The sequence below is a fragment of the Rhodococcus sp. WAY2 genome (genome assembly GCF_009859915.1).
GTDB classification, from domain to species: Bacteria; Actinomycetota; Actinomycetes; order Mycobacteriales; family Mycobacteriaceae; genus Rhodococcus_F; species Rhodococcus_F oxybenzonivorans.
The window spans coordinates 152,009-171,813 of the sequence record NZ_CP046574.1 but is presented as its reverse complement, the minus strand read 5'-3'; the positions used below and the strand labels follow the sequence as shown (position 1 = coordinate 171,813).

15 protein-coding genes and 8 pseudogenes are annotated in these 19,805 nt (G+C 61.9%); 4 read left to right on the top strand and 19 right to left on the bottom strand.

Going from position 1 to position 19,805, the window contains the following annotated elements; genetic code table 11:
- Positions 1–27: 27 nt before the first annotated feature.
- The 6 genes and pseudogenes from GFS60_RS39620 to GFS60_RS39615 form a co-directional block, all read right to left on the bottom strand.
- Positions 28–519: pseudogene (locus tag GFS60_RS39620) on the bottom strand (helix-turn-helix domain-containing protein); the annotation flags it as partial.
- A gap of 44 nt (positions 520–563) precedes the next feature.
- Positions 564–1,388, bottom strand: coding sequence for an alpha/beta fold hydrolase (locus GFS60_RS35405; protein WP_054248941.1), 825 nt, complete (start codon positions 1,386–1,388; stop codon positions 564–566).
- A gap of 147 nt (positions 1,389–1,535) precedes the next feature.
- Positions 1,536–1,901 (bottom strand): non-heme iron oxygenase ferredoxin subunit, encoded by a 366-nt coding sequence (locus GFS60_RS35400; RefSeq protein ID WP_063786650.1) that lies wholly within the window; start codon positions 1,899–1,901, stop codon positions 1,536–1,538.
- 29 nt (positions 1,902–1,930) lie between these two features.
- Positions 1,931–2,479: a 3-phenylpropionate/cinnamic acid dioxygenase subunit beta gene (locus GFS60_RS35395; RefSeq protein ID WP_054248802.1), complete on the bottom strand. Its 549-nt coding sequence runs from the start codon at positions 2,477–2,479 to the stop codon at positions 1,931–1,933.
- A gap of 22 nt (positions 2,480–2,501) precedes the next feature.
- Complete coding sequence (locus tag GFS60_RS35390; protein WP_159929215.1) at positions 2,502–3,872, bottom strand: aromatic ring-hydroxylating oxygenase subunit alpha; 1,371 nt, start codon at positions 3,870–3,872, stop codon at positions 2,502–2,504.
- Positions 3,873–4,091: 219 nt separating this feature from the next.
- A pseudogene (locus GFS60_RS39615) lies at positions 4,092–4,300 on the bottom strand (IS1380 family transposase); the annotation flags it as partial.
- Positions 4,301–4,422: 122 nt separating this feature from the next.
- On the opposite strand from GFS60_RS39615, the pseudogene GFS60_RS39610 reads away from it, so the two are divergent.
- Together GFS60_RS39610 and GFS60_RS35385 are read left to right on the top strand one after the other, a co-directional pair.
- A pseudogene (locus tag GFS60_RS39610) lies at positions 4,423–4,855 on the top strand (IS1380 family transposase); the annotation flags it as partial.
- 114 nt (positions 4,856–4,969) lie between these two features.
- Positions 4,970–6,287: pseudogene (locus tag GFS60_RS35385) on the top strand (IS256 family transposase).
- 146 nt (positions 6,288–6,433) lie between these two features.
- On the opposite strand, the pseudogene istB reads toward GFS60_RS35385, so the two are convergent.
- Positions 6,434–7,272, bottom strand: a pseudogene (gene istB, locus GFS60_RS35380) (IS21-like element helper ATPase IstB).
- Between the two features lie 48 nt (positions 7,273–7,320).
- Between istB and GFS60_RS40225 the strand changes: the two are divergent.
- Positions 7,321–7,482, top strand: a complete 162-nt coding sequence (locus tag GFS60_RS40225) for a hypothetical protein (protein WP_159929213.1) — start codon at positions 7,321–7,323, stop codon at positions 7,480–7,482.
- Between the two features lie 150 nt (positions 7,483–7,632).
- Positions 7,633–8,859 carry an IS256 family transposase gene (locus tag GFS60_RS35370; RefSeq protein ID WP_442972231.1) on the top strand — a complete coding sequence of 409 codons (1,227 nt, stop codon included), beginning with the start codon at positions 7,633–7,635 and terminating at the stop codon, positions 8,857–8,859.
- A 25-nt stretch (positions 8,860–8,884) separates the two neighbouring features.
- Here GFS60_RS35370 and GFS60_RS35365 read toward each other — a convergent pair.
- The 12 genes and pseudogenes from GFS60_RS35365 to GFS60_RS35310 form a co-directional block, all read right to left on the bottom strand.
- A pseudogene (locus tag GFS60_RS35365) lies at positions 8,885–9,724 on the bottom strand (IS1380 family transposase); the annotation flags it as partial.
- 78 nt (positions 9,725–9,802) lie between these two features.
- Positions 9,803–10,111 (bottom strand): LLM class flavin-dependent oxidoreductase, encoded by a 309-nt coding sequence (locus GFS60_RS35360; RefSeq protein WP_268962680.1) that lies wholly within the window; start codon positions 10,109–10,111, stop codon positions 9,803–9,805.
- Positions 10,112–10,208: 97 nt separating this feature from the next.
- Positions 10,209–10,979 carry a 4-hydroxy-2-oxovalerate aldolase gene (gene bphF, locus GFS60_RS35355; protein WP_054248798.1) on the bottom strand — a complete coding sequence of 257 codons (771 nt, stop codon included), beginning with the start codon at positions 10,977–10,979 and terminating at the stop codon, positions 10,209–10,211.
- A gap of 11 nt (positions 10,980–10,990) precedes the next feature.
- On the bottom strand, positions 10,991–11,794 hold the full coding sequence (gene hpaH, locus GFS60_RS35350; protein ID WP_054248799.1) for a 2-oxo-hept-4-ene-1,7-dioate hydratase: 804 nt from the start codon (positions 11,792–11,794) through the stop codon (positions 10,991–10,993).
- A gap of 50 nt (positions 11,795–11,844) precedes the next feature.
- Positions 11,845–12,702, bottom strand: coding sequence for an alpha/beta fold hydrolase (locus GFS60_RS35345; RefSeq protein ID WP_054248800.1), 858 nt, complete (start codon positions 12,700–12,702; stop codon positions 11,845–11,847).
- Between the two features lie 122 nt (positions 12,703–12,824).
- Complete coding sequence (gene bphC / locus GFS60_RS35340) at positions 12,825–13,742, bottom strand: biphenyl-2,3-diol 1,2-dioxygenase (RefSeq protein WP_054248801.1); 918 nt, start codon at positions 13,740–13,742, stop codon at positions 12,825–12,827.
- 19 nt (positions 13,743–13,761) lie between these two features.
- Positions 13,762–14,310: a 3-phenylpropionate/cinnamic acid dioxygenase subunit beta gene (locus GFS60_RS35335; RefSeq protein ID WP_054248802.1), complete on the bottom strand. Its 549-nt coding sequence runs from the start codon at positions 14,308–14,310 to the stop codon at positions 13,762–13,764.
- A gap of 22 nt (positions 14,311–14,332) precedes the next feature.
- Positions 14,333–15,703, bottom strand: coding sequence for an aromatic ring-hydroxylating oxygenase subunit alpha (locus GFS60_RS35330; protein ID WP_122975660.1), 1,371 nt, complete (start codon positions 15,701–15,703; stop codon positions 14,333–14,335).
- Between the two features lie 560 nt (positions 15,704–16,263).
- Positions 16,264–16,496 (bottom strand): annotated as a pseudogene (locus tag GFS60_RS35325) (CoA transferase); the annotation flags it as partial.
- 21 nt (positions 16,497–16,517) lie between these two features.
- Positions 16,518–17,045 (bottom strand): annotated as a pseudogene (locus tag GFS60_RS35320) (acyl-CoA dehydrogenase family protein); the annotation flags it as partial.
- Positions 17,046–17,206: 161 nt separating this feature from the next.
- Positions 17,207–18,580: an NAD-dependent succinate-semialdehyde dehydrogenase gene (locus GFS60_RS35315; protein ID WP_054248892.1), complete on the bottom strand. Its 1,374-nt coding sequence runs from the start codon at positions 18,578–18,580 to the stop codon at positions 17,207–17,209.
- A 93-nt stretch (positions 18,581–18,673) separates the two neighbouring features.
- Complete coding sequence (locus GFS60_RS35310) at positions 18,674–19,768, bottom strand: IS630 family transposase (protein WP_159929209.1); 1,095 nt, start codon at positions 19,766–19,768, stop codon at positions 18,674–18,676.
- Between the last annotated feature and the right edge of the window lie 37 nt (positions 19,769–19,805).

Here is a 19,805-nt window from a genome sequence, read left to right as displayed (position 1 = left end):
ACGCACCCACGACTATGTCCGACACGGCACCACATCGACGACTTTGTCCACGAACTGCGGATCCGTGGACAGCTTGAAACCGTCGGTCAGATGCGGTTTGAGTTCGAACTCGCGCCAGATCCGGCCGATCGTCGACGGTGACAGGCCGGTGCGCTTGGCCATCGAGGTACGCGACCAGTGCGTCGCATTGGCCGGGGAGGTTTCCAGTGTCGCGGTAACCACGTCTTCGACCCGGTCCAGCAAGATCGAGGGCGGACGACCCGGTCGAGGTTCGTCGACCAAGCCGTCGAGGCGTCGGTCGACGAAGCGCCCGCGCCATTTGTTGACCGTGTTGGCGGATATCCCTAGAACTACCGCAACTTGCTTATTTGTCATCCCCGGCTCCGCGCAAGCCAACACGATCCGCGCCCTCAGTGCCAACGATTGTGGAGTTTTCGCCCGCCGCGACCATCGAACGAGCTGTTCGCGTTCGTCATCGGTCAACATCAACTCCGCCTTCGGGCGTGCGGTTCGAGGCATACCTCAGATTATCAAGTTAAAGCACAAATTTATGGCGTACGACACTAGTTGGCGAGGAAGTCGTTGAGTAGCTGGTTGAACTTCTCGGCCCATTCGATCTGTGTCCAGTGTCCAGAGCGGCCGAAGACGTGTAGCTGGGCCTTGGGGATGACTTCCAGGAGCCGAATGGAGCTCGACAGGGGTACGACGCGGTCCTCGCGGCCGTGAATGACAAGCGTTTCATGAAGCAGTCCTGCCAGATCCTCCTCAGGAGTGACCAGTGCATCCACGCCGCTCTGCCGCGGTTCGGGAAACATGGCGGAGAATGCTTCCTGAATGCCCGGTTCGATGCTCGCGCGGTACCGCACTTCGGCCAGCTCGTCGGTCACGAGCTCGCGCGAGTATGCGAAGATGTCGAGCAGTCGACGCATGTTTTCAATCGATGGCTGGTAACCCCATGCCGCATCGAGGCCATCGGTGAGCGGGAAGGAAACACCCGCACTGCCCATGAGCGCCAGCCGCTCGACACGCTCCGGGTGCTGTGTGGCGACCCGCAGCGCGATTGCCCCGCCGAAGCTGTTGCCAACCAAGGACGCCCGCTCGATGCCGTGCGCGTCAAGGAAACCCACCACCTGGTCTGTCCAGGTCTTGATGTCGTACACCACGCCAGGGGGGCGTTCGGTCCCACCGAACCCGACCATATCGGGGGCAAGTACCCGAAACCTTTCCGCGAGTGCCGGGATCGTGAGCCGCCAGTTCGCATAGGCAGTAACTCCCGGACCTGATCCGTGGATCAGCACGACAGGAGGACCGCTACCAGCCTCGAGGTAGTTCGTCCTGATACCGTTCGCGACGATTGAGTTATCCCCTGGGGGAATTTCCGTGCTCATTATCTTCCCTCCGACGTAATTCCCGAGTTCGCGTCGGCGAACCCACTATTCAGTTCCAACGTGTTACGACGAAGCGCCCGCGGATGCCTCACAAGCTGGCACCCGTCCTAAACCGTCCGGATTTCCGTTCCCGGACTGCTGACCTCGTCATTGAGACTCGGCGCCGGGCGCCACAATCGTAATCCACCCCTCAATAAGGACGACATCAAACGTTTTCAGCGCTGTCCGGCAGGGGAACCCGGTCGCCGCGCCACTGCGAATGTCGAAGGTCCCGCCGTGCACTTCACATTCGATTACCTCGCCCTCTTGAAACCCGTCGGTAAGCAACGAGTAGCTGTGCGTACAAACATTGTGAGTGACGAAATAATCGTCGCCGACCCGGTATGCCGCTAGCGGTGGTAATCCCGGTGGGTTCAGCGCGACAGGTTTTCCCTCTGTCACTTCATCCACGCAGCACAAACGAATCAAGTCCGCCGTTTTAGATTCTTTATTTGAGGGGGACGTCCAGACCATAGCCTTCAACCTCGTTGTCGTGACTGTGCTCAGAGGAAGATGTTGAGGTTCTTGCTGAGCAGCGTGTTCCATTTGGGTGTGATGATCCGCTTCACGAGGAGATAGTCGCCCTCCTTGTGACGCCAGATGTCTTCCCGACTGCCCACCAGCGGCCTGTCTTCATCCCTCTCGTTGCGGCTACGGAACGCGAAAAAGTTGGAATAGACCCTGTATTCGTTGGGACGATCGGTGAGTTCAACCTCGATGTTAGTGATGAGATGCTGGTAACGCGTGGGTGGATCTTCCGACCATGCGGTGCCGGTCTTCAGCCGTTCCACGCGAGTGAAGATCATGTCGAGATCATCGTTGTAGTAGGCCATACGCGACAAATCGTTGACCGTATCCGTGGTGTCGTTACGATATCTCGTCTGGACTCCCGGCATGTAATAGAACAGATCCTCCGCCAGCATCGCCATCCACTCGTCGTGGCGTTCTTGATCAAGCAATCGGGCCTCGCGATAGAGCGTCTGCTCAAGTTCACTGATGAGTGCCAACGACGGACGTGTCGCCACGTCGTTGATCGCCGCGGTCGATGTCATAACTCGCCCTTCCTTCCCTGTGTCAGATAGCGGAAACACCAGTGAGTTCGCGCGTCTCACGCGACGCCATGCGAGGCTCCGGGCGTTGCGGCAAATCCTTCAGACTCTTCGTCTCCATCAGATCCACCCAACGCTGGTAAAAAAGGCGCTGGTTTGAGTCGTTGTACTGGCCCCGGTACACGGTGCCGGGCAGGATCGGATGGTTGTCGATCCGACGGTTGATCCCCGAACCGTAGTGCAGCAGCTGCCGCCTCGTCGCGACTCCACGGTTGACCGTAGTACAGTTCGACCAGTTCTCGCCGTCGTCCATTTCGAAGAGACCACCCGGACCGAAGGTCAACATGACCCTCTTGGTGATCTCCTGCTTCAGTTCGTCCGGCATTGCCTTATTGACGAGGACCCAAGTGCGCAGTTCGAACGCCTCCGGCCCCTTGGGAAGCCAAACCCTAAATGTCGAGATGCCAGGCAGAAAAGAAATGTTGGGAAAGAGCGAGCACGAAGCGACCGACCCGAAGATCTTCGAGCGCATCTCGCCGAGACGTTCGGCCATCTTCGGTCGAATCTTGTTGTAGTAGTCCATTACTTCCGGCGAACCGAGCAAGCCGATATCGCCCACACCCTCCGTCCCAAATTCCCAGCCGTGACCGTTGATGCTGGCGTGGTAGGACGTTTCCATATCGATTTCGGGAAAGGGAGCCCCACCGGAGGTGGCTCGGGTACCGGAATCATGGGTCCAGCCGGCGTGATAGGCGTCGCCGATGAAGTTCTCCACGCCGAACTTCCAATTGGCACTGAATTCCGACTTGATGCAGCCACCGACAAACTCGGTTCCGCCTTCCTCGTTGTCCAAAATCATATCGAGATACCAGCGGAAGTCACCCAACCAGTTCTCCAGGCTCGGCGCGTCCGGGTCAAACGTCGCGAAGACCAAGCCCTTGTAGCTGGCCACCTGCGCAACCGGCATCATCTTCGTCTGCGACTTGTCGATGTCACCCTCGTCATAGGCCTGCTCTGCCCACATTCCCGAGAGCTCACCCGCATTGTCGAACGACCACCCGTGATAGTTGCACACGAATCGACGGGTATTACCCGCATCCGCGAAACAAACCTTGTTGCCGCGATGCGGACAAGAATTCGCGAACACCCGAATGGAATTATCCCTGTGACGCGAAACGATAACCGCGTCTTCACCCATATACGTCGTCAGGAAGTCTCCGGCGTTCGGCAACTGGCTCTCATGCGCAACAAAGTTCCACGACCGAGCAAAGATCCGGTGAAGCTCTTCCTGATAAATATCCGGATCGCTGAAGATATTCCGATCAATCCACCCATCCCGCAGATTGACAAACTGACCAAAATCTTCCCCAGGACTGAAACGCTCAGACCTCAACATGCTCCACTCCATCCTTCGTTCGCTCTAGCCAGCACGGCAAATGGTCTTGTCTCGCCCGCGGATGCGTTCCTCTATGCTCCTACTAAACAACTGGCCCACGCTCTCCGGCATCCGGGGAAACTACTGAAATCAGTGGTGTACCTCACTCTTTCTTGGGTCCCCCGTGCGGGCATGACCGGTTTCGGATTGGTCGTTTCCGGTCGTGGATTCGGTGGTGGTGATCCGGCTCGCGACCGAGAAGATCCTCAAGCGAGGCCGTTTCGGCTCCCGCCACCGCGCCGGGCGCACCGACAGTGCCAAGCATCTGAGTCCACGCGACGAGCTCGCAGACGAAAGCGGAACAATGCCAACCAGATCCGTCTCCGGCCGAACCCGTGCAGCGGGGGATTTTGCAGGCCAGTCGTTTGCGCCCGGATCCGGTCATCACATGCGTTCGCCGACCACAACGAGCTAATCCGAAAAATTGAGGTGACCTTGCCGCTGGTGTCGGCACGGTCACCTCATTTTCGGATTAGGCAGCCGGGATCCGGGGCAATGCTGTTGTGCCCTGGGAAACGCCGGGGCCAATACGGCCGCCGACCACAATTGCGGTCCTACAGGACGCTCTGGCACAGCTGCCATTCGAGGCGGACTATCTCGCCGGGAAGAAGGTGCTGGGTCAGGCCGGACGGTGCCGGTGGTACGCATACGTTGATCGAATATCTGACGAAGCGGCGCATGTCGTACTCGGTCGGGCTCGAGCTCGACCATGGTCGCGAAGGCCGTGATGATCCCGGACGATGTGTGGACCCCGGCCTATGACACCGACGGACGTGTCCGAGACGGTGCCTGGGTGGCGGAGCTGATCGGGTTGCTCGGTTTCTCGTCCTGGCCCTTCAGGGATGCCCTGATCGTCCGCGAGGCACGACCTCACCCCGGTGCCCAACGACGCTTCACCGGTCACGAAGGACTGCGGTTGAGTGGCGTTCATGACGAATTCCCGAGGAATGATCGAAACCTGTGGATCCCGGGAGGACGCACCTTCCCGGATGATGATCTGTACACGAACAGGATTCTGATCAAGTCCAGCGCGCCAACGGTGGCGGGAAGGTACGCCCGTGCTCACGGTAGTGGACTACGACGACGACTCCAACGAGACCGGCCAGGCAGTCGGCGCGGGCCGCTCGTTGCTCGACGAGATCGTCCGTGACGGTGCCCGGCAGATGCTCGCCGCAGCCCTGCAGGCCGAGGTCGCCGACTACATCGCCCGGCATGTCGGTGAGATCGACGACAACGGTCACCGGCTGGTGGTTCGCAAGGGCTACCACGCCGAGCGCGAGGTGGTCACCGCCGCCGGCGCGGTGGCAGTGAAGGCACCGCGGGTCAATGACAAGCGCGTCGTCGACCCCGACACCGGTGAACGTAGACGGTTCCTCCTCGGCGATCCTGCCGGCATGGGCCCGCAAATCCGCGCAGGTGTCCGAGGTGCTGCCGCTGTTGTACCTCACGGGCTCTCGACCAGGCGACTTCGGTCCCGCCCTCGAACAGTTCCTTGGCACCGGTGCCGGCCTGTCGGCCAGCTCGATCACCCGCCTCATTACGCAGTGGCAGGACGAGGCGAGAGCCTTCGCCGCCCGGGATCTCTCGCAGGCGGATTACGTCTATCTCTGGGTCGATGGTATTCACCTGAAAGTGCGTCTCGAGCAGGAGAAGCTTTGCCTGTTAGTCATGATCGGGGTCCGCGCCGACGGCCGCAAGGAGCGCGTCGCCCGCTCCGACGGGTACCGGGAATCGACCGAGTCCTGGGCGGACCTGCTGCGGGATTGCCGCCGGCGTGGGATGCGGGCCTCGGTGCTGGCGGTCGGTGAAGGTGCCTTGGGGCTCTGGTGGGCCCTGCGCGAGGTGTTCCCGGAAACGCGGGAACAGCGCTGCTGGTTTCACAAGCAGGCGAATATTCCTTCTGCGCTGTCGAAGTCGGCTCATCCCGGTGCGTTTGCGGCGATGAAGAAGATCTACCTCGCCGAGGCCATCGACAAGGAGCAGGTGGCGATCAAGGCATTCGAGATCGATTGCGGCGTGAAGTATCCGAAGGCGGTCGTGAAGATCACCGACGACGCCGACGTGCTGCTCGAGTTCTTCCGGTATCCGGCTGAGCACTGGGTGCATCTGCGCACGACAAATCCAATCGAATCAACTTTTGCGACAGTGCGTTTGAGAACCAAGGTGACCAAGGGTCCGGGGTCGCGGGCGGTGGGGATGGCGATGGCCTACAAGCTGATCGAGGCCGCCCAGGCCCGCTGGCGGGCCGTGAACGCCCCGCACCTGGTGGCGTTGGTGCGGGCCGGTGCGCTGTTCCACAAGGGCAAGCTCCTCGAACGGCCCGTCGAGATCGCCCCGGAACCGTCACCGGACACGCCGGTATCCGAGGTCGCCTGACACACCTCGATCCACAGGATTTGACGATTCCTCACGAATTCCCGTCGCGGTCAGCTTCCGGATCTCGAAACTGCCCACTGATGTTGATGACGCTCGGCGAAAGTGCTCAGACTTGCTCGGTGAAAGTGTCCACCTGTGAGCGGTGATTACTGTAGCGGTTGGCGGGGTGTGGTGGTGGCTTTGCGGAGGTTTTCGGAGCGGGCGTGATGATCCCGAAGGCGGTAGGAGTCCCCGTCCAGATTGAGCACCACGGACCGGTGCAGTAGCCGGTCGAGCATGGCCGCGGCGACGGTGGTGTCACCGAGGACCTGACCCCACTCGCCGACACTGCGGTTTGTCGTCATGATGATCGAGGTCTCAGATACCGTTGCGTGACAACCTGAAACAGCGCCGACGCCGCCTCGCCGGGCAACGGGAGATAGCCCAGTTCGTCGACGACCAGCAGGGTGGGGCCGGCGAAGAACCGCATCGTCGTCGCCCACCGGCCCTCGATCGCGGCCCGGTGGCAGCGGGCGGCGAGGTCGGCGGCGGTGGTGAAGTAGGTGCGGTAGCCGGCGTGCACCGCGGCCCGCGCCAGCCCGACCGCGAGGTGTGTCTTGCTGACCCCCGGGCCGATGAGCAGCAGGTTCGTCGCGGTTTCGAGATTGCGGCAGGTCCCGAGCTCGGCGATCAGCTTCCGGTCGAGGCCCGCGGCGGCGTCGAAATCGAAGTCCTCGAGCGACGCCGGTGGCGGCAGGCACGCGAACCGCAATCGTCCGGCGAGTCGGCGGGCCTCGGTAGCGTCGACCTCGATCGAGAGCAACTCCTCCAGGGTGGCGGTCATCGACAGGTTGGTCTGTTGGGCGCGGTCGAGAACCGCGGGCAGGGCTTCGGCGGCGTCGTGGAGTTTGAGCACCGCCAGATGGCCGCGCAGGCGTTGGTAGAGGCTGGCCGCCTCGGCGGTGTTCGGCGCCGGATCCGCATCGGTGATCGGGGTGGTGGTCATGCGAGGGTGTTCCTTCCGCGGGCGGCCCGCTCGTAGGTGGACAGGTCGATGACCGTCGAGGCCGTTGCAGCCGAGGGTTCGACCGCACTCGATGTTGTGGTGGCCGTTCCAGTGATGGTGCGGCGCAACACGTCCACGGCCGCGATCGCGGCGGGTCCGGGTGGAATGCGCTTTCCTCACGGGGTTGTCCCGGGTCTCGTAGAGGTTTAGGTGGCGGTCCCCCGCTCGAGACCTGCGTGTGGTAGGTGTCGGGCGTTCCTCCAAGAACTCCGACAGCAAGGGACCGCCGTGAAGAAGAGTAGCCAGAACCCGACCGTGGACGCGACCGTGCCCGTGATTCCGGAGCAGGTCACTGTGGCGATGGCCGAGATCGCCGAGAACATGCACGAGGGCCTGCTCGCGCTGGCCGTCGGCGCCGGCCTGCAGGTCATGCAGGCAATGATGGACGCCGACGTGACCGCACTGGCCGGGCCGAAGGGCCGTCACGATGCGGCGCGCACCGCGGTACGGCACGGCCGCGAACGGGGGTCGGTGACCCTCGGCGGCCGGCGGGTGCCGGTGACCCGGCCGCGGGTGCGGGCCGCCGACGGATCCGGGGAGTTGCCGATCGGCTCGTACGAGCTGTTCACCTCGACCGAGATCCTGGGCAAGATGGCGATGGAGAAGATGCTCGCCGGCCTGTCCACCCGCCGCTACCCGGTCGGCCTCGAACCGGTCGGTGAACGGGTGACCGAAACGTCCTCGGCGACAAGTAAGTCCGCGGTCTCGCGGAAGTTCGTGGCGATGACCGAAACCGCCCTCGGCGAGCTGCTCTCCGCCGATCTGTCCGGGCTCGACCTGGTGGCACTGATGATCGACGGGGTCCACTTCGCCGAATCCTGCTGCATCGTCGCCCTGGGCATCGACCTCGACGGGACCAAGCACCCGCTCGCGCTGGTCGAAGGTGCCACCGAGAACGCCACCGTCGTCACCGACCTGCTGGTGGACCTGCGCGAGCGGGGTATGGACGTCACCCGCCCGATGCTGGTCGGGCTCGACGGGTCCAAGGCCTTGCGTAAGGCGGTGGTCGACGTGCTCGATCGCCCGGTGATCCAACGCTGTCAACTGCACAAGATCCGGAACGTGAAAGATCGTCTGCCGAAACGGCTTCGCAGCGGTGTGGGCCGCAAGATGACCGACGCCTACCACGCCGCGTCGGCGCTCGAGGCCGAGGCCGCGTTGCGGGCGCTGGCGAAGGAGCGGGACCGCACCCATCCCGGGGCGGCGGCCAGCCTGCGCGAGGGCCTCGACGAGACCCTCACCGTGCTGCGATTGGGTGTGCCGCCCACCCTCGCCCGCACGCTGCGCTCGACCAACGCCATCGAGTCGATGATCTCGGTCTGCCGCGAGCACGCCGCCAACGTCAAGCGGTGGCGGGACGGGCAGATGGCGCTGCGTTGGTGCGCCGCCGGGATGGTCGAGGCCGGCAAGCAGTTCCGCCGCGTCAACGGCTACCGGCACCTGCCGACACTCCGCGCCGCGCTCGAGGGCGAGTTCGCCGAATCTGTCGCACCCGTCGTGCACAATGATCAGGAGAACGCAGCCTGATGCTCACCGGGCCGCCACCGAAGTTCCACGGAGCTCGGGACATCCTCACCTCACTGAGCGCGGTGACCATAGTGTCGGTGAGTCCGAACCCGATCGAATAGGACACCCGTTTGTTGTGCAGCCACGACAGGAAGGCGTGGCTGGCTCCGGCACCGTCGGTGCGCACCAGTACTTTCTTGCCGGGGCGGCCACCGGTGGTGAACGGCAGCTGTGCGAGCGCTTGTCGGGTGACGTCGATGTGGTCGGCGGCGGTGTTCGAGCCGGTGTTTCCTGCCCGCAGTAGCGCGGCGAGGGGCTCGCCGGTGCCCGTATGTCCGTGGTCGACGAACGCCATCAACGGGTGAAAGCCGAAGCCACGCTTGTATGTTGGTGCAGCGAGCTCTTTGTCGGAGTGGGCGTTGACGAGGGTGGCATCGAGGTCGATGATGATCGGGTTCTGAGCGGTGATGTCGTGATCGGGCGCGTTGTCACCGGCGTGTTTCCAGGCTGCGGTGCGAGCTGCTGCGCGGGCGGTGTCGATGGCGGTGAGCACTGCGGGCGCATCCGCGGCCAAGGTGGTTATCAGCCGGGAGACGGTCGGGTCCGAGGGGACTCTTCCGAACAGGCCGGTATGTTCGCGGAGGGTCGCGATGTCGGCGAGGCAGTCTCCACCGAGCGCAAGTGAGACTGCGAGGTCGGTGATGATCTTGCCGGGGTCGAACTGCGCCAACGGTTTACGCCACGACGACAGGCTCCGCGAGAGGGCTGCGGTGAGTCCGGTGACATCCGCGGTTCGCAACAGCGTCACCGCGCCGGCGTGCGACACGACCCCGGTTCCGGTGGCATCGACGGACAGGGTGGGGTACGACGACGTAGACTGACTCACCAGAATGGTGCCTCTCGATCTGGTGTTTTTCAACTGTGGTAAGTCGAATTCTCCCAGGTCGGAGCACCATTCTTCGAATTAGACGCGCCGTGAGACCTCACCGGCATGAAAGCGCCAGGCTAAGGGCAGCCGAAAGAGGCAGCGGGATACGCCTGATTCTGCGTAGGTCTCGAGGGCGTCCGGGTCGGCAGATGCACCGAAAACCGTGACCGGTACCGGTCCGCGCCCCCGCCTAGTCGCCAAATCTTGCAGCTCGCCGATCCTCCGCCCGAGCACGTGGGGTTCCTCTTTGGGCATCGTGAGCCATGCGTCCCCGAATTCGACCACCCTCGCCAGTACCCTCGGTCCGTTGCCCGCCATGAGAACGGGCGGGTGAGGCGTTTGGATCGGCTTGGGCCATTACCACAGGGCATCCAAGTCCACAAACTCCCCGTGTAACTCGGACACATCCTGTATCCAGATTTGTTTCATTGCGAGAACGCGTTCACGTCACCTGGGCGAAGCGCGCGGCAAGTGCGCTTGTCTGCTTCGCCAGCAGGTGGGTGTCGATGCCGACCGCGACGAAAACCGCGCCATGCGCGAGATATTTCTGAGCCAGATCCTCGACGGGCGTGAGGACTCCAGGAGCTTTACCAGCCGCACGAACCCGCTGCAGGGCGTCCAGTATCGCGTCCTGCACCTCCGGATGCGCAGGATTGCCCGGGAACCCCAGTGAGGCGGCGAGATCGGCAGTGCCGATGAAGACCCCGTCGATACCATCGACCTCGGCGATCGCCTCAAGATTGCTGAGTGCTAGCGCGGTTTCCGCCTGGACGACCACACAAACCTGTTCGTCGGCCTCATGAAGATATCGGGGATAGCGACCCCAACGGCTCGCCCGTGCCCCACCCACGCCGCGAATGCCCCCAGGGGGATAACGGCAAGCGCGCACGACCGCTGCTGCCTCATCCGCAGTGTCGACCATCGGCACCAGGAGGCTTTGCGCGCCCAGATCAAGGTATTGCTTGATCACCGTGGTATCCGCGGACGGGACCCGCACCGCGGCGTGGCAGCCACGATAGGCGCCGATCACCTGCAACTGCGCGAGTACAGAGCGCAAGTCTTGAGGCGCGTGTTCACCGTCTATCAGCAGCCAGTCGAAACCCGCCCCCGCGCAGACCTCGGCGCTATAGGCGTCACCTAAGGCGAGCCAGAACCCGATTTGCGTGCGGCCCGCAGCAAGGGCCTTTTTGAAGGAGTTGATCGGACTTTGCATGATCGATCGCCCTAACCGAAACGAAATGAGAACGAGCCGAGAGGACCATAGTCGGCGTGAAACACATCGCCCGGTCCGGCCTCGACTGGCCTAGTGAACGACCCACCGAGCACGATCTCTCCGGCCTCGATACCTTCGCCCCATCGCGCAAGCCTTTTCACCAGCCAGACTATGCCATTAGCAGGATGGTTGAGGACGCCAGCAGCGATGCCAGTCTCCTCAACCATTGCATTCTTGCTGAGCACCGCACCGACCCATCGCAGGTCGAATGCATCCGGCCGCACCGGCCGCCCGCTCACCACGACCCCGGCGCTCGCCGCATTGTCCGCGATCGTGTCTTCGACTTTCCGGCGCGATTTCGTAATCTCACTGACGCGCTGGATCCGCGCGTCAATGATCTCTGCAGCAGGCACGACGAAATCGGTCGCCTCCAGTACGTCGAATATCGTGACACCAGGCCCTTTCAGCGAGCGACCGAGCACGAAGGCAAGTTCAACCTCCACCTTGGGCGCGATGAACCTACTGGACGGCACATCGTCCCCTTCGGCGAAGAACATGTCGTCCAGCAAGGTCCCGTAGTCGGGTTCGCAGATCCCGGCCGCCTGTTGCATGGCACGCGATGTGAGGCCAATCTTGTGGCCGAGCACGGTGCGGCCGTCCTTGCGCTTCAAAGCTTCCCAAGCCCTGCTGACCTGGTAGCCGTCATCGATTGTCATGCCGGGGAAGCGCTGGGAGAACTGCTCAATCTGAACCCGCTCGGCTTCCGCGCGGTATAGCTCCGCAGCGAGCTCATTGATCGTCTGTTCGTCAAGCATCCCAACCTCCTGGCAACGCCTTCTCGATCCCTACCTCACCCATGCGGTTACTATGCCGCGCGGAAATGTTCCATCAACATTGGGCCCATCGCGTCCCAGCGTTCGAGCTGCGCCCAATGCCCGCAACGGTCAAGTACGACCAACTCCGCGTGCTTCAGATGCTTGGTGAGGTACAAGCTCGTGTCGAGGGGGACGATACGATCCTGACGCCCGTGAAAGACCAGGACATCATGTGGCAGTCGACCGAGGGTGGCGGGTGGTATCACCAGGCTTTCCATGCCGGCTTTCATCGATTCGAACATGACCTCTTGGATACGTCGGACCTCCGGATCATTCGCGACCTCGAAACGACTCTTGACGATCTCCTCCATGCCGGGAAAGTTCTCGGGATCGTAGACGAAGCTGTGGATGAGCTCGCGGTAGGGGGTCAAGCGCGGATCTGCATAGAACGCCAGAAGACGGGCCAGTTCCGGCGGCCGGGCGTTCATGGGAGCGCCGACTGAGCCCATCAGTGCCACCTTGTCAAAGCGTTCGGGCGCCTCGACCACGAGCTGCAAAGTGACTGCGCCACCCATCGAGTTACCGACTATGTGCGACTTCTCGATCCCAAAATGGTTCATCAAGCCCAGGATCTGCTCGACACGCATCCCTACCCAAGACATGATGTGGCCGGGATACGTTTCGGGATGCTCGGACTGGCCGAAGCCGATCAGATCCGGCGCCACGACAAAGAAATTCTCAGCAAGGTCGGGAATGATAGGCCGCCAGTTGGACGCCGCATGGGCGCCTGGCCCGGCGCCGTGCAACAGCATAACTGCCGGCGACTGAGGATCCCCCGCAACGAGCGCATGGGAGGCCAAGTTTCCAGACGGGAAACGCTTCTCGATGATTTCGACAGACGTCGACATTATCTTCTCCTACAAGATTCGATACGACATTTCTTACCGTTTCGCCCGAAGCGTGGCGGGTGATCCGATCGAAGGGGCCCCACCTCTTGCGGTCACCCTCCCCCCACCGCCCACCTGTTTCTTTATGCGGGGACGTCGAGGCCTTTGAGGGGGATGTCCAGGCCATAGCCTTCAACCTCGTTGTCGTGACCGAAGATGTCGCGTAGGTAGTGTTCCTGCTGGGCAGGTGCGACGCGGGAGCCCCAGCCTGGTTCCCACAGCCAGCCGGATGGGTTGGCGCAGTAGAACGTGAGTGCTTCGTCGTTGGAGTGTTTGCCGATTTGCAGGGTCACGTCGATCTTTTGCTGCCGTACTAGATCGTGCGCGTAGCCAAGGTCATCAAGATGGGTGTATTCGATCATCAGGTGGTTGATGCGCTTGTCCATCGGACCGACCCCGAAGGCAAGGGAGTGGTGCCGATCGTTGCAGTGCATGAAGACCGGGGTCCCAACCGCGCCGTTGGGTAGCGCGAATTTGTACTCGACCGCACCCTCCAGTCCGAGCAGTCGGTAGAAGCGGGTCGCCTCTTCCACGTCGTCCTCGCGAATGATTATGTGGCCGAGTCCCTGGCCTTCGGTGACGAACTTGCCGAACATCGGCCGTCCGGGGTGAAACGGGGAGGAGGTGTCCACTTGCGGCCCATAGAAGATCTCCGTCGGGTTGCCGCCTGGATCATGCAGTTTGACCAGGCCAAGCACGCGTCGCTCGGCCGCGTCGGCGTCGGAGGCGACCTCGAAGGGGATACCGGCGTTCTTCAGTTGCTCGGCGAGTTCGTCGAGTTCCACTGGGCCCGCCACGCGCCAGCCGATGTAGGCGAGATCGTCGTTGCCATCCGCGTGCAGCACGATTCGGTGGTGCCACCTGTCCATCCGGAGATAGATGCGGTCGTCCTCGCCGTCGTCGACGACCTGCATGCCCATGATTCCGGCGGCATAGCCTCGCCAGGCCTCGAGATTGGATACGGATAGTCCGAGATAGCCGAGTTCGGTCACTTTTGCCATTGGTTGCCCCTTACTGTGCTCAGAGGAAGATGTTGAGGTTCTTGCTGAGCAGCGTGTTCCATTTGGGTGTGATGATCCGCTTCACGAGGAGATAGTCGCCCTCCTTGTGACGCCAGATGTCTTCCCGACTGCCCACCAGCGGCCTGTCTTCATCCCTCTCGTTGCGGCTACGGAACGCGAAAAAGTTGGAATAGACCCTGTATTCGTTGGGACGATCGGTGAGTTCAACCTCGATGTTAGTGATGAGATGCTGGTAACGCGTGGGTGGATCTTCCGACCATGCGGTGCCGGTCTTCAGCCGTTCCACGCGAGTGAAGATCATGTCGAGATCATCGTTGTAGTAGGCCATACGCGACAAATCGTTGACCGTATCCGTGGTGTCGTTACGATATCTCGTCTGGACTCCCGGCATGTAATAGAACAGATCCTCCGCCAGCATCGCCATCCACTCGTCGTGGCGTTCTTGATCAAGCAATCGGGCCTCGCGATAGAGCGTCTGCTCAAGTTCACTGATGAGTGCCAACGACGGACGTGTCGCCACGTCGTTGATCGCCGCGGTCGATGTCATAACTCGCCCTTCCTTCCCTGTGTCAGATAGTGGAAACACCAGTGAGTTCGCGCGTCTCACGCGACGCCATGCGAGGCTCCGGGCGTTGCGGCAAATCCTTCAGACTCTTCGTCTCCATCAGATCCACCCAACGCTGGTAAAAAAGGCGCTGGTTTGAGTCGTTGTACTGGCCCCGGTACACGGTGCCGGGCAGGATCGGATGGTTGTCGATCCGACGGTTGATCCCCGAACCGTAGTGCAGCAGCTGCCGCCTCGTCGCGACTCCACGGTTGACCGTAGTACAGTTCGACCAGTTCTCGCCGTCGTCCATTTCGAAGAGACCACCCGGACCGAAGGTCAACATGACCCTCTTGGTGATCTCCTGCTTCAGTTCGTCCGGCATTGCCTTATTGACGAGGACCCAAGTGCGCAGTTCGAACGCCTCCGGCCCCTTGGGAAGCCAAACCCTAAATGTCGAGATGCCAGGCAGAAAAGAAATGTTGGGAAAGAGCGAGCACGAAGCGACCGACCCGAAGATCTTCGAGCGCATCTCGCCGAGACGTTCGGCCATCTTCGGTCGAATCTTGTTGTAGTAGTCCATTACTTCCGGCGAACCGAGCAAGCCGATATCGCCCACACCCTCCGTCCCAAATTCCCAGCCGTGACCGTTGATGCTGGCGTGGTAGGACGTTTCCATATCGATTTCGGGAAAGGGAGCCCCACCGGAGGTGGCTCGGGTACCGGAATCATGGGTCCAGCCGGCGTGATAGGCGTCGCCGATGAAGTTCTCCACGCCGAACTTCCAATTGGCACTGAATTCCGACTTGATGCAGCCACCGACAAACTCGGTTCCGCCTTCCTCGTTGTCCAAAATCATATCGAGATACCAGCGGAAGTCACCCAACCAGTTCTCCAGGCTCGGCGCGTCCGGGTCAAACGTCGCGAAGACCAAGCCCTTGTAGCTGGCCACCTGCGCAACCGGCATCATCTTCGTCTGCGACTTGTCGATGTCACCCTCGTCATAGGCCTGCTCTGCCCACATTCCCGAGAGCTCACCCGCATTGTCGAACGACCACCCGTGATAGTTGCACACGAATCGACGGGTATTACCCGCATCCGCGAAACAAACCTTGTTGCCGCGATGCGGACAAGAATTCGCGAACACCCGAATGGAATTATCCCTGTGACGCGAAACGATAACCGCGTCTTCACCCATATACGTCGTCAGGAAGTCTCCGGCGTTCGGCAACTGGCTCTCATGCGCAACAAAGTTCCACGACCGAGCAAAGATCCGGTGAAGCTCTTCCTGATAAATATCCGGATCGCTGAAGATATTCCGATCAATCCACCCATCCCGCAGATTGACAAACTGACCAAAATCTTCCCCAGGACTGAAACGCTCAGACCTCAACATGCTCCACTCCATCCCTTCGTTTGTTAGGATCTTGTAATTGCGGCTATTTGTGAACGTGAATATGCACCTAAACCCGCAGTTGGATTGCTTATCTTGCAAAGTTTGAGCTCGCTCGCAACGGTCGCCGGTGGAGTCGCGAGCTTGCTGCCCGGTAGCTCAGAGATACGATGCATGAAGAGAGTCATCACCCTCGTTTCTTCCACGTGCGAATGTCATGACCAATGCGCTTTCGAACGAATCGCACGAGTGATGGCGGACCGGTGGTTGCTCCGTTGGAACCGATACACGGAGCACTCGTTTCGCTCTAGCCAGCGGCCGCACGGCGAATTCTGCTCGCTCACCTTATGCGCGTTACTGTTCCCCTAGCTAAACAGTTGGTCCACACTTGCTACATCCGGAGAAACTACTGAAAACAGCGGCTCAGAGACCCGCGTAGATTCTGGCGACTGCCGTGACTCGCACGAGCGGCCAGACCTACACCTCAGCGGCGTAACAGGTTCGGACACCACTGCGCATCGCTCGGGACCGTCGCTCGCGTTGCTCCGAGAGTGGATCGATACCCGGTTGAGCCACACGAAGTGCGAGGCCAGCCCGTGCACGGCGGCATCGTAGTTACGGGCAAATCCCACTCCCCCGATCCGCTCGACTTGATCACCCGCGCCCCGAGATCCGCGACGTGCCGGCTGGCCAGCGGGGCCGCCACCGCCTGTTCGAGGCTGACGACGGTGACCCCAGTCAGGGGCAGCACTGCCGAGTCGGTGGCGCTGTGGTTCTTCTCTGTGGTGCCAGTCATGTCAGCGTGGTCCTTGATTACTTACTTCTTGGCCTGCTTGACCAGGCCCCCGCCGATGATCAGGCGCTGAATCTCGCTGGTGCCCTCGTACAGCCGCAGCAGCCGCACGTCCAGGTAGATGCGCTCGACCGGCAGCTCCCGCATGTAGCCGGTACCGCCGCGGATCTACACCGCGAGATCGGCTGCCTTACCGACCATCTCGGTGCAGAACAGCTTCGTGACCGATGGTGCGATGCGTCGGTCTGCCCCGTTGACCCAGGCGCGCGCCGCGTCCCGGGTGAGAGCGCGATCGGCGTCGACCCCGGTCGCGATGTCGGGGATCATCGCCTGCACGAGGTGGAAGTCCCCGATCGCGGTGCCGCCCTGCGTCGCGGTGGCCGCATACGGGACGGACTCGTCGAGTGCGCGCTGGGCCTGCCCAACCGACAGGGCCGCGATATCCACGCGACCGCGCGCGAGCGAGGTCATCGCGGCCCGGTAGCCGACGGCCTCGCTGCCGCCGACGAGCGCCGAGTTCGGGACTCGCACATCGGTGAAGTGCACGTCCGCGAAATATCGGCGAAGTCCTCGTCCTCGACCTGTGTGCTTGAATCAATGCTGACGGTGATGCTCACTTCGGTCTCCTGTGAATGGTCCGAACTGGTCGGTCCCTGTTCGTCCTGTGTCCTCGGGTCCCGACCCACCGCGGGTGGCGCGACGTCGTCGAACCCTCAGCGCACAGTTCTGACCAACTTCTTGTTGGCGAACTCGTTGAATCCGTAGCGGCCGAGCTCGCGCCCCACACCGGATCGCTTGACCCCCCCGAACGGCAGATCGGGAGCACTCTTGCTGGTGCCGTTGATCCAGGCCATGCCCACCTCGAGGTCCTCGGCTACCCGGCGGGCCTGGTTCCGGTCGGAGGTGAAGATCGCGGCGGCCAGCCCGAACGGGGACTCGTTCGCCAGTGCAATGGCCTCTGCTTCCGTCGCTACCTTGTAGACGACGGCGACGGGGCCGAAGAGTTCTTCGCTGTATACGCGCATCTGTGGGGTCACTCCGGCCAGGACCGTCGCCTCGTAGAACGCGCCCGGCCCCTCGCCCCTGCATCCACCGGTCAGCAACTTTGCTCCCTTGGCCAGCGCGTCGTCGACCTGCTCCGCGATCTCGTCCACGCAGCTGCGGGAGGACAGCGGGCCGAAAGTGGTGGCCGGATCGGTCGGGTCGCCGGGCACGATGTTCCGCATCGCCTCGGTGAACTTGTCGAGGAACCGGTCGTAGACGTCATCGAGCACGATGAGGCGTTTCGACGCCGTGCACGCTTGTCCCGCGTTGGCCATCCGGTTGTTCACCGCCGCGGCGACGGTGGTGTCCAGGTCGGTGTCGTCGAGCACAAGGAACGGATCGGAACCGCCCAGCTCGAGGACGAACTTCTTCATGTGACGCCCGGCGATCTCACCGACCGCCGATCCCGCACGCTCGGACCCCGTCAAGGACACGCCCCGCACCCGGGGGTCCGCGACCATCCGGGCGACCTGCGCGTTGTCGGCGAACACGTTGACGTAGACCCCCTCGGGAAGCCCCGCCTCGACGAACAGCGTTTCGATCGCCAACGCCGACTGAGGACAATTCCGGGAGTGCTTGAGAAGGAGCGTGTTGCCGAGCATGATGTTCGGCGCAGCGAAGCGGACCACCTGGTAGTAGGGGAAGTTCCAGGGCATGATCCCCACGAGAGGACCGATCGGTTCCGTCCTCACGATCGCCTCGCCTCCCCCGGCGATCTCCAACACCTCGTCCTCCATGAACGTCGGACCCTGTTCGGCGTAGTACTCGAAGATGTTGGCACACAACGCCACCTCCCCCCTGGCCTGAGAGATGGGCTTACCCATTTCCAGAGTCAGGATCGGAGCGAGTTCGTCGGCACGTTCGCGCCACAGCTTCGCCAGAGCTCGCAACACATCGGCGCGCTCCTCCAGAGAGGACGTCCGCCACTGCCGGTAGGCGGCATCCGAACTCGTCAGCGCATCCGAAATCTCGTGATCGGTCGCCCGCGGAAACTCCTGGACACGCTGCCCGGTCAGGGGGCTGGTTGTGGCGTAGTAACTCATATGACCCTCGATTCATTGCGTCGTGATGTGCCGGTACCTACGCAATAGGGTGTGAATCCGGGAAGACTGCGAACATCGCTCGCGTGTACCTGACTAGTGTCCCGCGTCAGAAATTCGTGAGATATATTTGGCGAGGGAATCGAGGATCTCCTCGGCGGTCTTGTGCCAGACGAACGGCTTCGGGTCGTCGTTCCAGGTCTTGATCCAGTTGCGAACGTCTTTCTCCAGTGCGACAACGCTTTTGTGTACTCCACGGCGGAGTAGTTGATCGGTCAGGAATGCGAACCATCGCTCGACCTGATTGATCCAGGAGGACCCGGTCGGGGTGAAGTGGACGTGAAAACGTGGGTGCTTTGCCAACCAGTCGCCCACTGCAGGCGTCTTGTGGGTGGCCAGGTTGTCGCAGACGAGATGCACGTCCAACTCGTCGGGGACGGCCTTGTCGATCGCGGTGAGGAACTTCTTGAACTCCACGGCCCGGTGACGTCGATGAAGCTCGGAGATCACCGTGCCGTCGGCGATGTTGAACGCCGCGAACAGACTGGTGACGCCGCTGCGGGCGTAGTCATGACTGCGCCGTTCCGGCATGCCGGGCATCATCGGCAACACCGGCTGGGAACGGTTCAATGCCTGCATCTGGCTCTTCTCGTCCACGCACAGGACGACGGCACGCTCGGGCGGATTATGGTAAAGGCCAACGACATCGACGACCTTGTCCACGAACTGCGGATCCGTGGACAGCTTGAAACCGTCGGTCAGATGCGGTTTGAGTTCGAACTTGCGCCAGATCCGGCCGATCGTCGACGGTGACAGGCCGGTGCGCTTGGCCATCGAGGTACGCGACCAGTGCGTCGCATTGGCCGGGGAGGTTTCCAGTGTCGCGGTAACCACGTCTTCGACCCGGCCCAGCAAGATCGAGGGCGGACGACCCGGTCGAGGTTCGTCGACCAAGCCGTCGAGGCGTCGGTCGACGAAGCGCCCGCGCCATTTGTTGACCGTGTTGGCGGATATCCCTAGATCTACCGCAACTTGCTTATTTGTCATCCCTGGCTCTGCGCAAGCCAACACGATCCGCGCCCTCAGTGCCAACGATTGTGGGGTTTTCGCCCGCCGCGACCATCGAACGAGCTGTTCGCGTTCGTTATCGGTCAACATCAACTCCGCCTTCGGGCGTCCGGTTCGAGGCATACCTCAGGATATCAAGTTAAAGCACGAATTTATGGCG

What these genes read in the sequence shown, in the direction of transcription:
- GFS60_RS35315 (WP_054248892.1), bottom strand. Translation starts at nt 18,580, where the DNA reads ATGAGTTACTACGCCACAACCAGCCCCCTGACCGGGCAGCGTGTCCAG.
- GFS60_RS40225 (WP_159929213.1), top strand. Translation starts at nt 7,321, where the DNA reads ATGACCGTCGAGGCCGTTGCAGCCGAGGGTTCGACCGCACTCGATGTT.
- GFS60_RS35345 (WP_054248800.1), bottom strand. Translation starts at nt 12,702, where the DNA reads ATGTCGACGTCTGTCGAAATCATCGAGAAGCGTTTCCCGTCTGGAAAC.
- GFS60_RS35400 (WP_063786650.1), bottom strand. Translation starts at nt 1,901, where the DNA reads ATGGTCTGGACGTCCCCCTCAAATAAAGAATCTAAAACGGCGGACTTG.
- GFS60_RS35310 (WP_159929209.1), bottom strand. Translation starts at nt 19,768, where the DNA reads ATGCCTCGAACCGGACGCCCGAAGGCGGAGTTGATGTTGACCGATAAC.
- bphC (WP_054248801.1), bottom strand. Translation starts at nt 13,742, where the DNA reads ATGGCAAAAGTGACCGAACTCGGCTATCTCGGACTATCCGTATCCAAT.
- GFS60_RS35335 (WP_054248802.1), bottom strand. Translation starts at nt 14,310, where the DNA reads ATGACATCGACCGCGGCGATCAACGACGTGGCGACACGTCCGTCGTTG.
- hpaH (WP_054248799.1), bottom strand. Translation starts at nt 11,794, where the DNA reads ATGCTTGACGAACAGACGATCAATGAGCTCGCTGCGGAGCTATACCGC.
- GFS60_RS35370 (WP_442972231.1), top strand. Translation starts at nt 7,633, where the DNA reads ATGGCCGAGATCGCCGAGAACATGCACGAGGGCCTGCTCGCGCTGGCC.
- GFS60_RS35330 (WP_122975660.1), bottom strand. Translation starts at nt 15,703, where the DNA reads ATGTTGAGGTCTGAGCGTTTCAGTCCTGGGGAAGATTTTGGTCAGTTT.
- GFS60_RS35405 (WP_054248941.1), bottom strand. Translation starts at nt 1,388, where the DNA reads ATGAGCACGGAAATTCCCCCAGGGGATAACTCAATCGTCGCGAACGGT.
- GFS60_RS35395 (WP_054248802.1), bottom strand. Translation starts at nt 2,479, where the DNA reads ATGACATCGACCGCGGCGATCAACGACGTGGCGACACGTCCGTCGTTG.
- GFS60_RS35390 (WP_159929215.1), bottom strand. Translation starts at nt 3,872, where the DNA reads ATGTTGAGGTCTGAGCGTTTCAGTCCTGGGGAAGATTTTGGTCAGTTT.
- bphF (WP_054248798.1), bottom strand. Translation starts at nt 10,979, where the DNA reads ATGCAAAGTCCGATCAACTCCTTCAAAAAGGCCCTTGCTGCGGGCCGC.